The 12,356-nt window shown below is 70.3% G+C and carries 10 protein-coding genes; 4 read left to right on the top strand and 6 right to left on the bottom strand.

All coding sequences use genetic code 11. The features are described 5' to 3' along the window. The 3 genes from MXD59_RS15480 to nicT all read right to left on the bottom strand — a co-directional run. Positions 1 to 823, bottom strand: an 823-nt coding sequence (locus MXD59_RS15480) for a transglutaminase-like domain-containing protein (protein WP_248825439.1), incomplete at its 3' end; no start/stop codon positions are given. A gap of 112 nt (positions 824 to 935) precedes the next feature. Then, entirely contained in the window at positions 936 to 1,139 is a 204-nt protein-coding gene (locus tag MXD59_RS15475; RefSeq protein ID WP_175084660.1) for a cold-shock protein, read from the bottom strand. 1,004 nt (positions 1,140 to 2,143) lie between these two features. Continuing rightward, on the bottom strand, positions 2,144 to 3,340 hold the full coding sequence (gene nicT / locus MXD59_RS15470; protein WP_248825438.1) for a Nickel transporter NicT: 1,197 nt from the start codon (positions 3,338 to 3,340) through the stop codon (positions 2,144 to 2,146). Between the two features lie 317 nt (positions 3,341 to 3,657). Here nicT and MXD59_RS15465 point away from each other — a divergent pair, with 317 nt between their 5' ends. Together MXD59_RS15465 and MXD59_RS15460 are read left to right on the top strand one after the other, a co-directional pair. Beyond that, on the top strand, positions 3,658 to 4,641 hold the full coding sequence (locus MXD59_RS15465; protein WP_248825444.1) for an NAD-dependent epimerase/dehydratase family protein: 984 nt from the start codon (positions 3,658 to 3,660) through the stop codon (positions 4,639 to 4,641). 72 nt (positions 4,642 to 4,713) lie between these two features. Next, entirely contained in the window at positions 4,714 to 5,631 is a 918-nt protein-coding gene (locus MXD59_RS15460; RefSeq protein WP_248825437.1) for a zinc-binding dehydrogenase, read from the top strand. A 27-nt stretch (positions 5,632 to 5,658) separates the two neighbouring features. Here MXD59_RS15460 and MXD59_RS15455 read toward each other — a convergent pair whose 3' ends face one another. Further along, positions 5,659 to 7,641: an MFS transporter gene (locus tag MXD59_RS15455; protein WP_248825436.1), complete on the bottom strand. Its 1,983-nt coding sequence runs from the start codon at positions 7,639 to 7,641 to the stop codon at positions 5,659 to 5,661. A 107-nt stretch (positions 7,642 to 7,748) separates the two neighbouring features. After that, positions 7,749 to 9,056, bottom strand: coding sequence for an MFS transporter (locus MXD59_RS15450; protein WP_248825435.1), 1,308 nt, complete (start codon positions 9,054 to 9,056; stop codon positions 7,749 to 7,751). An 87-nt stretch (positions 9,057 to 9,143) separates the two neighbouring features. Here MXD59_RS15450 and MXD59_RS15445 point away from each other — a divergent pair, with 87 nt between their 5' ends. After that, positions 9,144 to 9,587: a thiol-disulfide oxidoreductase DCC family protein gene (locus MXD59_RS15445; RefSeq protein ID WP_248825434.1), complete on the top strand. Its 444-nt coding sequence runs from the start codon at positions 9,144 to 9,146 to the stop codon at positions 9,585 to 9,587. A gap of 56 nt (positions 9,588 to 9,643) precedes the next feature. Here the strand turns inward: MXD59_RS15445 and MXD59_RS15440 are convergent, their stop codons facing one another. Then, entirely contained in the window at positions 9,644 to 10,285 is a 642-nt protein-coding gene (locus MXD59_RS15440) for a TetR/AcrR family transcriptional regulator (protein ID WP_248825433.1), read from the bottom strand. A 575-nt stretch (positions 10,286 to 10,860) separates the two neighbouring features. On the opposite strand from MXD59_RS15440, the gene MXD59_RS15435 reads away from it, so the two are divergent. After that, positions 10,861 to 12,105, top strand: a complete 1,245-nt coding sequence (locus MXD59_RS15435; protein ID WP_248825432.1) for an ABC transporter substrate-binding protein — start codon at positions 10,861 to 10,863, stop codon at positions 12,103 to 12,105. Positions 12,106 to 12,356: the final 251 nt, after the last annotated feature.

The following is a 12,356-nucleotide window of genomic DNA, read 5'->3' as shown; positions in this document are numbered from 1 at the left end:
CCACACGCCCCGGCTGGCGGGGCCGGCGGGGGGGGGGGGGGGCGGCGCCCCCGGCCGCCCCGCGGACCAGACTGTGGCGGGGAGCGTGGCGGGTCGCGTCGTACGTCCACCATGCGCCGTCGAACCAGGCCTCGAAGACGGCGTGGAAGTCCATCGGGGTCAGCCCAGGGGCGTACACGGCGACGAAGCGAGCCGGAATCTGAAGGGCCCGGCACAGGGCCGCGCCCAGATGCGCGAAGTCGCGGCACACACCCTGCCCGGTGAGCAGCGCCTCGGTGGCGCCGCTGTGCACGTTGCTGGCACCCGGCACATACCCCACCCGCCGGTGAATCCAGTCGGTGATCGCTTCGACCCGGGGGCGTCCGGGTGGCAGTTCCCCGAACTCGGCGACCGCGAATCCGACCAGTTGGTCTGACGGGCAGTAGCGGCTCGCCCGCAGGTAGGTCAGCTGTTCCAGCCCCGGCAACGCGGCCGGCACCGGTGGAACGGGTGGTGCCGGTGGGACGGGTGGTGCCGGTGGGACGAGCACCGCGCCGAGTTCGGCCCGGTAGGAGACCGACACCAGGCCGGGCTCCGCCCGCAGGACATGGACGCGACCGTGGTGCGGGGCGGCCCACTCGGTGGGAGCCGGACGCACCTCGCGGCCCGCGGTGATCATCAGGTGTTCGGCCCGGATCACTCGGCCGCCCGCGGCGGCGATCTGGACGGCGATCTCCGCGGGCTCGCTGACCTCGAATGTGAGGTCACAGCTGACCACCCGCTCGGCCGGCCTGCCGTCGAACGGGTTGGACGGTCGCCCGCTCGCGGTGTGTGGATCAGTCATCACGTGACGTCACCCCGAATTGGACCGGTCCGCCGGCGTGGCCGACCGGACATGAAACAGGGCAGCACGCGGCAGAACCGCGTGCTGCCCTGTTTGTGCAGCCGATGCGACGTCAGGCGAGCTGAACGTTGTCGGCCTGCGGGCCCTTCTGGCCCTGCACGATCTCGAACTGCACGTTCTGGCCCTCGTCAAGGGACTTGTAGCCATCCGCGATGATCGCGGAGAAGTGGACGAACACGTCCGGACCGCCGCCGTCCACAGAGATGAACCCGAAGCCCTTCTCCGCGTTGAACCACTTGACGGTACCCTGCGCCACGATCGATCTCCTTGCAGCTGTCCCGGTAGACGTCTCTCGTCTCCCGGTCTCGCACCGGCTGCGGATTTATTCCTCATCCGGCCGTTCCGTTCGACGATGCATGACGTTCATACAGCGGAGAACAGACAACGACACCACCCTACCCGCCCCGGGTGCCGAATGTCCCGGCGCACGCGGTCCAGGTTGTCCGTGGCCGGGCGGACACCCCGGTGGTAACGGCAGGTTCGTGCCGGCCACGGGGAGGTCCGGTCCCGCCGGCGGACGCCCCGCCGGCGACCGTCGGGGGATGGTTTGTCATGTTATGGGGCGATAGGAGGGTCGCGGGCGGGGCGGGCGTGCGGGGTGGGGGCGGACGCGCGAGGTGGTGCGATCGACAGCGTGCCCGCCATCCACCGAGCTCCGTCCGCCGGCGCCAAGCGGTCCCCTGGCACCGGACCGTCTACCGGCGCCGGATCGGCCCCGGAACCGGACCGACCCCCGGCACCAGACCGTCCGGCAGGAGTGGTCCGGCCCGCTCGCGCCAGGCGGGATCCGCTCCGCCGCTCCGTTCTCCCGGTCGGCCACGGCCGGTCGGGTGGGGCCTCCCGTTCGTTCCAGGTACGGGGGCCCATCGGGCCCACCGCCCCCCTACGCCCCTCGTTCTGGCTGGCCCGCACCGAATCTCGCCACGAGGTGATCGCGTCTCCTCGGGTGGCATCCGAACGTCCGGTACATCCTGATCTCGCCGGCGCAGGACGTCCGTTCTCGGCCGGGCGGCTGTCCCCGACCTGGCTACGGGCGTGGCCGCGAGAAAGCCGCCTCCCGCGTATGCCGAGGCTTGTTGGGAGTGCGGGTGCCCTGTTCCTTGAACAACCCTCGGCATGGCACTGAACAGCCCTCGGCAGGAGTCGCTGATCCGCCCATCGACGGCTCTGCCCGGTCGCCGGAAAATCGCAAAAAAGGGTAAGTGTGATGACAGGGACGACAAGAAGAGCGGGTGGGGTCCGAGCGGGTGTGGGCGGTCGTCAGGCGGAGGGGGACGCCGATGTCGGGGCGGCGGTGCCGGGGGTGGCGCAGCCCGATGGGGCGTGGCGGCTCCAGCGGTCCTCGATGTGTGCGAAGCGCCAGACAGCGAGTGCGACAACCCAGCTGACGAAGAAGACGCCGACGATGGTGTAGCCGGCGTAGTCGAGGTTGATACCGGCGATCCAGGCCAGCGGGCCGGTGGAGATGTCGAGGCGGTCCGCGAGAACGCCGACGAGTTCGATGGTGCCGATGACGAGCGCGACGACGACGGAGATCGTGGTGATCGTCAGGTTGTAGAAGATCTTGCGGACGGGGCGGGCGAAGGCCCAGCCGTAGGCGGCGTTCATGAGGACGCCGTCTACGGTGTCCATCAGGCACATGCCGGCGGCGAACAGGACCGGCAGCACGAGGATCGTGTAGAAGGGCAGGCTGAACGCGGCGGCGCCACCGGCGAGGACGAGCAGGCCGACCTCGGTGGCGGTGTCGAAACCCAGACCGAACAGAACACCGATCGGGTAGATGTGCCACGGTCTGGTGACGGTTCGGGTCAGCCGGCCGAGGAAACGGTTCATCAGACCGCGGGAGTCCAGCTGCCGTTCGAGTTCCGCCTCGTCGTAGTGCCCGGCGCGCAGGTCGCGGAACACCCGCAGAATGCCGAGCAGCGCGGCCAGGTTGAGGATGCCAAGAATCCACAGGAAAACGCCCGACACCGATGGTCCGATGACACCGGTGATGGTGTGCAGCCGGGAGGAGTCGTCCGTCACCGGTCCGAGCAGGGAGCGGACACCGACCGAGAGCAGGAAGGTGAGCGCGAAGACGACACTGGAATGCCCGAGGGAGAACCAGAAACCAACCGAAAGTGGACGGCGGGCCCGGGGATGCCCGGCGTCCTCACTCGCGATGCTGTCGGCGAGGAGTTTGCGGGTGGTGTTGTCGACGGCGGCGATGTGGTCGGCGTCGAAGGCATGGCGCAGGCCGAAGGTGTAGGCGAGAACGCCGACGCCGGCGGTGAAGACCCGGTGGTCGCCGCCGAGTGCGTAGCTGTGCGGGGTGACCAGGGTGAACAGGGCGACAAAGCCCACGGCGTGCAGCAGGACGACAAAGGTGCCCATGCCGGCCAGCGAACGCCGGTCGGCGGCGGTGAGGCTTTGTCGGAACGAGGCCGGCCGGGCGGCGCCGGGCGCGGAGCGGGCCATGCGGTGCCTCCTTGCTCGCCGGGGTCGAGTGATCGCCGAAGCCGCTCGTGTCCGGCTGATGCGGCCTTCGCGACTATCCTGCAGATGCGACAGGGTTGCAACTGGCTGACCTGTTCGATGCGGTCACCACCACCACCACCGCAGCCGGAGGCCCCGCGTCCGGTACGGGTGGGTGGCTGGTTCGTCGGGTCCGCGTCGCGGATACTCGGTCAGTGCGGATCGGATCACAGCTGTGTCACGATCTGGATGTCGGGGATATTCGGTATCGATCCAAGATCGAAAAGGGTGGTCGGCGCGTGAGCGGTGCTCAGTTGGTCATGGGCGCAAGCGGGTTTCTCGGTTCACATGTGACCCGGCAGTTAACCGAGCGTGGCGATGATGTGCGGGTGTGGGTCCGGCGGTCCAGCTCGTCGAAGGCCTTCGACGACCTGCCCGTGCGGCGTCACCACGGCGATCTCACCGATGACGCGGCGCTGCGCGAGGCGATGCGCGGTGTCGACACGGTGTACTACTGCATCGTGGACGTCCGGGCGTCGCTGCGGGACCCGGCGCCGCTGTTCGCCACGAACGTCGAGGGCCTGCGACACGCCCTGGACGCCGCCGTCGAGGAGAAGGTGCGGCGGTTCGTCTTCTGCAGCACCGTCGGCACGATCGGTCATGCCCCCCAGGGTGGTCCGGCCAACGAGGATCATCCGCATACCTGGGCGGAGCTGGGCGGCCCGTACATCCGGTCCCGGATCGCCGCCGAGGAGCTCGTCCTGCGTTACTGCCGTGAGCGGGATCTGCCGGCCCTCGTCATGTGTGTGTCGACAACCTACGGACCGCAGGACTACGGCACTGCGCACGGCCAGATGGTGGCCGATGCGGCGCGCGGGCGCATGCCGATCCATTTCGGGGACGCGTCGATGGAGGTCGTCGACATCCGAGACGCGGCCCGGGCCTTTCTGCTCGCCGCGGAGAAGGGTCGCGTCGGCGAGCGCTACATCATCAGTGAGCGGTACATGTCCTGGCGGGACGTGCTGGTCACCGCGGCCACGGCGGGCGGCGCGAAACCACCGCGGTTCGGCGTGCCGCTCCCGATGCTCAAGGTGATCGGCCGTGTCTCGGACGTCGCCGCCCGGGTGCTGCGCAAGGATCTTCCGATGAACAGCGTCACCACCCGTCTGATGTACTTCATGCCGCCGTTGGACCATGCGAAGGCGACCCGTGAGCTCGGCTGGCACCCGTCCCCGACCCCGGATGCCATCCGCGACGCCGCCGTGTTCCACCTCGCCCAGGAACCGGCCGCCGCACCGCGTTAGCAGCATCCTGGCGTAACGGTGAGATCGCGGCCCTGGTCGTTCCGATGGGGCGTTCCGACCCGAGGAGAATCCGTGCAGGCACTTGTCCACGATCCGCACCAGCCGGCTGGCCTGCGCCTGGCGGAGACGGCGGACCCCGTCCCCAGCCCTGACGAGGCGCTGGTCGAGGTGCGGGCGGCCTCGTTGAACTACGGCGAGGTGGCCTATCGTGGGCTGCACGCGAAGCCCGGCGAGGTGCACGGGTGGGATGCGGCCGGGATCGTCGTCGCCGCGGCCGCGGACGGTTCCGGCCCGCCGGTCGGCACGCCGGTGGCGACCTTCGGCTGGCGTGGGGCCTGGGCGAGTCTGCGGGCCGTGGCGACCGCGGAACTGGCCGTGCTGCCGGCCGGGCTTGACCTCGCGGTGGCTGCCGCGACTCCCGTCGCCGGGGTGAGCGCGCTGCGGGCGGTCCGTCGCCTCGGCGCGGTGCTTGGCCGGCGGGTGCTGATCCTCGGTGCCTCCGGTGGGGTGGGGCGTTTCGCCGTGCAGTTGGCCGCCCGGGCCGGCGCGGACGTCGTCGCCTCGGTCGGCAGCCCCGCCCGCGGCGAGGGCCTGACGGATCTCGGTGCCACCGAGATCATCGTGGGCCCGACGAGTCTGGCTGGCACGGTGTACGGCGTGCTGGACAACGTCGGCGGGCAGCAGCTCGCGGACGCGTTCGCCCGCCTCGAACCGGCCGGGATAGCGATAGCCATCGGCAGGGCGTCCGGGGAGTCGACCACCATCGACTTCGAGCAGGAACGCCTCGGCTCCGCCGGTAAGCGCATCGAACCGTTCATCATGGGGGGTGGCGTCGGCGACGATCTCGCCTATCTCGTCCGGCTGCTCGAACGTGGTGAGCTGGACCCGCAGATCGGCTGGCGCGGTTCCTGGCAGCGGGCGCCGGAGGCCGTCGAGGCGTTGCTGTCCCGCCGGGTCGCCGGTAAGGCCGTCCTCGAGATCCCGGGCTGAGCCCAGCCGAACCTGGCCTGGAGCGGGTCAGCCCTGGAGCGGGGCTGGAACGGGAGTCGGATCGCTCGCGGTGCGCAGGGCGGCGAGCTCCCGGGCGACCCGTTCGGCGTGCGCACGCTCGTCCGCGCGAGCCCGGCGGGGGCTCCACCGGCCACTCAACAGGGCGACGGACGGCAGGAACAGCAGCTGGCCGCCGATGCAGATCCACCACCAGCGCTGCCACTGGCGCGGGCCGTCCCGCTGGGCCCTGGCGACGCTGGTGCCGTGCGCGCTCAGGTAGGCGAGGTCCGCCGGGGCGATCGCGGCCCGCGCGGCGGCCAGGATGTCCCCGTAGCGCTGGACGAGAACCAGATCGGCGCGCACCGCCGGGTCGTTCAGGCTGGTGAGCAGGCTGATCGCGGCGGCCTGATCCACGTGGAGCACCCGGACGAGGTCGCCGAGGGCGGCGCCCACCGCGGCCAGATCGGCCGGGTCGGCCTCGAGTGTGCGCAGGGTGGCGGGCCTGATCGCCCGGGCCGCGGTGACCTGCCGAGCACGTGTCCGGACCGCCGTGGCGGCGGCCGCGGCTCGCGCGGGGCTCGCCCCCTGCTGGGTGGCCACCTCGCGCAGTGCGTTCGCCAGCGCGCCGATGTCGTTCGGGTCGCGGGCGAGGACAGCGGACGTCCGTGCGTCGAGCGCCGAGAGAACGGCGACCTGGCGGGGATGGGCGGCGGCGATCGTCCGCACCCGCTGCCCATGGTCGACCAGTGTGGACGTCGAGGGCAGCGTCGCGAGGAGGCCGACCAGGCCCAGCGCCACGACCAGGCGCAGTATCCATCCCCAGAGCGCGAGCCCCCGCGCGGTGGCGGCCGGGCTGATTCTCTCGACCGTCTCGGTGAACGCCGCCATCCAGGCGACATAGGTCAGGCCGCCGCCGACGGACATGACGACGAAGTAGCCAGCTATCGTGTAATAGCTGGTGTCGGCGTGTGTCGCCGAAAGTGCGAACAGGATGTTTCCCGCCACGCTCAACGCCGTGCCGACGACCATGAAAGGTTTGCGGACCCGTAGCCGGTCGGTCAGCAGACCGCCGACCACCAGAGCGATCGCGTTCGAGATCCAGAACCAGTTCGCCAGGGCGTTGGACCGCGATTCCGAATAGCCGTAGGTCGTCGTGAAGTACACGACGACGAAGCCGACCAGGGTGTAATAGAGCAGAAGGAAGACCGCGATGGCGAGCGCCGCCGCGAACACGTGTGGACGGGCCACCCGCCGCCACGACCCCTGGGCGGCCACGGTCGGATCGAGCCCGCTCGCCCGGGCCTCGACGAGGCTCTGGTCCCGCGGGCTCACCATCAGCTGATCGCGAAGGCCTGGCGTGAGCTCGCGCAGACCGCACGCGGCGGCGCCGAGAACGACCAGCCCGACAGCCCCGCAGACGTGGAACTGGAAGCGCCAGTTCGGGTGCTGATCGAGGGTGTTACTGGCGATCACGGTGCAGGTCAGGCTGCCCAGCACCGGCCCCAACGTCCAGAAGCCCATGGCGAGCCCCCGGCCGAGCTGCGGGGAGAAGTCACGGACCAGGGCCGGAGTGGCGACCAGCGCCATGCCCTCGACGAAGGCGAGCGCGGACGCGAGCACGGCGAACCAGAGCCGGCTCGGGGCGTTCGGCAGCCCGAACAACACCAGCAGGGCGACGGTCAGCAGCCCACCGACGACCAGGTTCGCCCGGCCGAACCGGTCGACGAGCCCGGCGAACAGGGCTGCGAACGCGCCGGCGACATTCGCGACGATGGCCATCACCACGAAGGTCGTGAACGAGAAGTCGTAGTTCCGGATGATCTGGGTCGCGACCGTGCCCTGGGTGTAGAGCGCGTAGTAAAGATAGATGGTACTAATGACCGCGATAGTCAGGCAGCGACGGCGATACCGGGCGTTCGGATAGTGTTCCAGTTGGCGCCACCCTGGCCGTCCGCCGCCGTGGGTCGCCGCCGACGGGCTGTCCCCGGTGCTGCGCGCCGTCGGCTCCACTTCTTTCCCCGCACACTCATGGGATGAGGGAAGAAAAGCGCCGCGGGGCGGCATCGAACCGTCGGTGGCGGCGAAAGAAAATACCGGATCTACCACGGCGCGAAATGCTAGGCGGTCGATGTCCCGCCGACAAGCAGCAGGGGAGTGGCGAGGATGAGCAGTCCGGCCACGGCAATCGCGGTGCGCGGGCTGGTCGCGTCGGCGAGCAGCCCGCCCAGGGCGGTGAGTGTGGCGATGGCGGCGCTGGTGCTGATCGACCAGGCGGTCAGTGTGCGGGCGACCCGGTCGCGCGGTGTCCGCTCGAGCCGGTAGGCGGCGAGTACCGGGGAGTACAGACTCATGCTGATGATGATCGCGAGTTCGACGACCATCACGGTGATCAGCCCGCCGATGCCGGGTTGGACGAAGGCCAGCCCGACCAGCCACAGTGCGCGGGTCGTACCGATGACCCGGAACACCCAGCGCTGACCGCGGCGGGCCACGACCCGCCGGGCCAGCCGCGAGCCGATCAGCCCGCCGAGGCAGGGTGCGGCGAACGCGAGCCCGTACTGCCACGCCGGCATGCCGAACTCACCGAGCAGCAGCACCGCCAGCAGCGGCTCGGTCGCCATGATCAGCCCGTTGACCAGCATCTGGTTGACGAACAGCGCCCGCAGTTCGGGGTGCGCCCACAGGTGCCGCCAGCCCTCGAACACCCCGCCCGGCTGGTCCGCCCGCCGGGGGCGGCGGCCGGTCGCGGGCATGTCATGGTGATCCGGGCCGGCAGTGCCGCCGGCCCGCGGGCTGTTCCCGGTCACGTGGTCGGTGCGGTCCCGGGCCGCGGACGGGTCGCGTTCGGCCGCCCGGTCGCGGCTCGCGGCGACGCCGCCGGCGGAGAGCAGGTAGCTGACGGCGTCGGCCAGCACGGTGGTGACCGGACCGAACAGGCCGATCGCCGCCCCGCCAAGCGGCGGCCCGAGCGCGAGCGAGCTCCAGTTCGTCGATTCGAACCGCGCGTTCGCCACCACCAGGTCGGCGGACCGAACCAGCTCCTTGAGGCGGGCACCGCTGGCCGCGTTGAACGCGATCTTCGCCGCGGCGGCCACGATCGAGACGATCAGCAGGTGCGCGAAGCCGAGCCAGCCGAGCGCGTAGGCCAGCGGAACCGAGATCATCGCCGCGAACCGGACCAGGTCCATCCCGATCATCACCGCCGCGCTGCGACGGGCCTCCACCCACGGGCCGAGCGGCACCGCGAGCAGTGCTCCCACCGCCGGCCCGACCGCGGCCAACGCCGACACCCGCGCCGCGCCCGCGTGCAGCACCACCACGGCGATCAGCGCGAAGGCACCGAAACCCAGGGCCGTCCCGTAGGCACTGACCGCGTAGGACGCCCACAACCACCGAAACCGCCGTCCCAGAGACTGTCCGGGCACCCGCGCTCCTCTCCAGCGTGCGATTTTGCTCGAAAGTGGTCCTGGCCGAAGCTACGGTGATGAGGTGGTGGCCAGGGGAGCGTGGCGATGACGACTCGATCGGACGGCGAGGGCTGGCCGGCTGGCCGGCAACGGCCACTGTTCCTCTACGACGGGGACTGTGGGTTCTGCACCCGCTCGGCCCAGTTCATCCGGTCGGCGGTGCGACCCACCGTCGACATCGAGCCCTGGCAGCGCATGCCACTGGCGACGTTGGGTGTCAGCGCCGGGCAGGCCGGCCGCGCCGTCTGGTGGATAGGAGCACACGGGCAGCGAGCATCCGGTGCGGCGGCCATCGCCCTCGTGCTCGGTCGGTCCGGCCGGGTGGGGGCACGGGGAGCGGCGTGGCGGATCGCCGGACGTGCTCTCGCGGTCCCGCCGGTCTCCTGGGTGGCTGCCGGGGTGTACCGGGTGGTGGCGGACAACCGCCATCGTCTACCCGGCGCGACGGCCGCGTGCGCCGTCCAACCCGGTGGTGCGCCAGGCAGGTGAGCGGCCGGCTGTCGGCGCCACGGCCAGCCGACCAGCCGGGCGGCCGAGGGAGCCGGCTACTCGCCACCACGCGGGTCACCCGCGGGGGTTTCGCCGCCCTGGGCGTCGGTGGGCCGCGCGGGGGCAGCGCCGTGCAGGGCGCTCAGGCAGAAGGCCCAGACCTGCTCACCGATCTGCCGGCCGGATTCGGCCCGGGGGGCGTAGGAGCAGTGGTGGTAGACCGATTCGACCAGCCTGGTGATGAGATCTGCGCTGCGCTGCGCGCTGCCGACCGGGAGCTGGCCCGTGGCCTCCGCGGCCTTGATCTCGCGGGAGACCAGGTCGGCGAACGCCCACCGGGCCTGCACCGACTCGGTGGGATAGTGCTGGTGGAGCCGCCAGCGTTCGCCGCTGAGGAACCGCCCACCGGCGGTCGCCGCGCCGGGTGAGTCGAGTAGGGCCAGCGTGGCGACGATGTGATGGTGCAGCCGGTCGACCGGGTCGCTGATCTCGGCGGTGGCACGCTCGTGCCAGGTCGCCTGCTCGACCACCAGCTGCTCGTAGACGGCGAGCAGGACATGGTCCTTGCTCTCGAAGTAGCGGTAGAAGGTCTGCATCCCGATGCCGGACTCCTTCACGAGTTCCTGCATCGTGAAGGAGCCATCGCCATGCTCGGTCAGAGTACGCGCGGCGGCGACGATCGCCTTGATCTGCTCCAAGCTCCGTGACCGTGACCGCTGCACCCTCGGCGACCGATCCGCAGCGCGTTCTGCCCAGGACATCCGTCGACAGTACCGGCGATCGGATGACGTGCGGCTGTCAGCCCTGACCAAGGTCGGTTCCGGCGGGTGCAGCGAGTCGGCCACAGCCCTTGCGTGGCGGTCGGACCTGGTCGCCCCGACCGGGCACCGCCGCGGCTGCCCGAGCCATCCTGTAGATCAGATTAATCGCAGTTGGGAAACGGGCTATATCAGGTTGGTAGAAGTTGCTTGCCGCTTTGTGTCGTGCCAGCATTCCACTGCCTGACCAAGGTGGGAGCCGGGTGGGCCGGGACACGCATGATCCGATGGTGTGCGCGGTGCTGCGTGTGGTGCTCCGTGTGCGGACTGTCATGTGCGGGCGGTCGTGCGGGCTTGATTCGACTCCCGTAGCACGTTATCGACGGCACGGAGCGACGGACTCAGAGGTTGGGAATCATATGCGGACAGCTTGGAATCGGTTGGGCACGCTTGGTCGTCGCGGCGCTTCGGGGCAGGCTCGGCCCGCTCGGTCGGGTCCTCGCGCCGGTGCGGCTGTGGCGGCGGTGTCCGCGGGCGTGCTGCTGGCCGTCGCGGCCGGCTGCGGCAGCAGTGGTAGCGACGGCGGGAGCGGCGGCGCGAGCACGGCCGACGCCTCGTCCAGTGCGGCCCTGCTCGGTCCGGCGGCGCCGGCCTCGGGCGCGCCGGTGAAGATCGGCCTGATCTCGGACGGCAAGGCCGCGTCCAGCGACACATCGGTCGAACTGCGGGTCGCGGAAGCGACGGTCAAGTACTTCAACGCGCACAAGGCCGGCATTGGTGGCCGGCCGATCGAGCTGGTCACGTGCTCGACCGCGAACGAGGCCAGCAAGGGCACCGACTGCGCGAACCAGGCGATCGAGCAGAAGGTCGCGGCTGTGGTCGTGGGTGCCTCCGCGGTGGCCCAGGCGGTGTGGACGCCGCTGCACGCGGCGAAGATCCCGGTGCTGTTCTACTCGACGAACGACCCGGAGCAGCTGAAGGACGCCCAGTCGACCTTCACTCTGGGTGACCCGAACACCCTGGTCGCGGACGCCATCCTGCCCTTGGCCGCGAAGGCGAACACCAGGAACCTGACCGCTGTCGTCATCGACGTTCCGCCGGCGCTGGCCCAGTTCGAGGGCGCGAACGCCGAGGCGTTGAAGAAGGCCGGCATCAAGCTCAAGCTCATTCCGATTCCGCTGGGCACCGCGGACATGACCCCGCAGCTGCAGAGTCTGTCGGGTTCCGCGCCGGGTGTGGTGGAGGTCGTCGGAAACGACTCGTTCTGCATCAGTGCGTTCAACGCGCTGCGCACGGCCGGTTTCACGGGCCCGTTCTTCGCGATCCCGCAGTGCATCTCGGACGCGACCCGCAAGGCGGTTCCCTCCGATGTGCTGGAGCGGATCACCGTCGGGGCGGCCGCACCGGTGAACAACGACAACCCGTCGACGCGGCTTTACCAGGCCGTCGTGGATGCCTACGGCAAGAACATCAAGGCCGACGATTCATCCGGACTGAACATGTTCTCGGAACTGAGCGCCTTCCAGGTCGCGCTGGCCGACATCAAGGGTGACATCACACCGGCCACCGTGATCTCGACGTTCAAGTCGATGCCGGAGAAGGAGATTCCCGGTGCCGGTGGTCTGAAACTGCGCTGCAACGGCAAGGCATACCCGGCCACGCCCGCGCTCTGCGTCCGTGGCAGTCTGACCGCCCAGCTCGACGGCAAGGGCAACCCGGCCTCCTACCGGGTCGTCGGCTACACCCCGATCCCCTCCTGAGCGGGTACCTGCCGGGCGGCATCCTGTGTGTGATGGCCCGCGAGTGGCGCTGCGGCGACGGCCGGCCCTGGGCGCTGAGCTGAGTCCGGGCCGGAACCGTCGCCCTACCTGAACGCGGCTGCCGGCTTGGTCGGATGTGCCAGCGCACGCGGCACACGATTCCGGGGGCCGCGCGGTCACATGACGTGATAGCGCGGCCCCCGGGGGCTTAAATACCGACATAAGCCATGGTAATTGGCCAACGTTATTAT

It is taken from the genome of Frankia umida (assembly GCF_023242945.1).
Taxonomy (GTDB): domain Bacteria; phylum Actinomycetota; class Actinomycetes; order Frankiales; family Frankiaceae; genus Frankia; species Frankia umida.
This window is presented reverse-complemented; position numbering and strand designations above follow the sequence as displayed.

Excerpts from the sequence above, each read along its gene's own strand:
- MXD59_RS15465 (WP_248825444.1), top strand. The coding sequence starts at position 3,658 with ATGGGCGCAAGCGGGTTTCTCGGTTCACATGTGACCCGGCAGTTAACC.
- MXD59_RS15445 (WP_248825434.1), top strand. The coding sequence starts at position 9,144 with ATGACGACTCGATCGGACGGCGAGGGCTGGCCGGCTGGCCGGCAACGG.
- nicT (WP_248825438.1), bottom strand. The coding sequence starts at position 3,340 with ATGGCCCGCTCCGCGCCCGGCGCCGCCCGGCCGGCCTCGTTCCGACAA.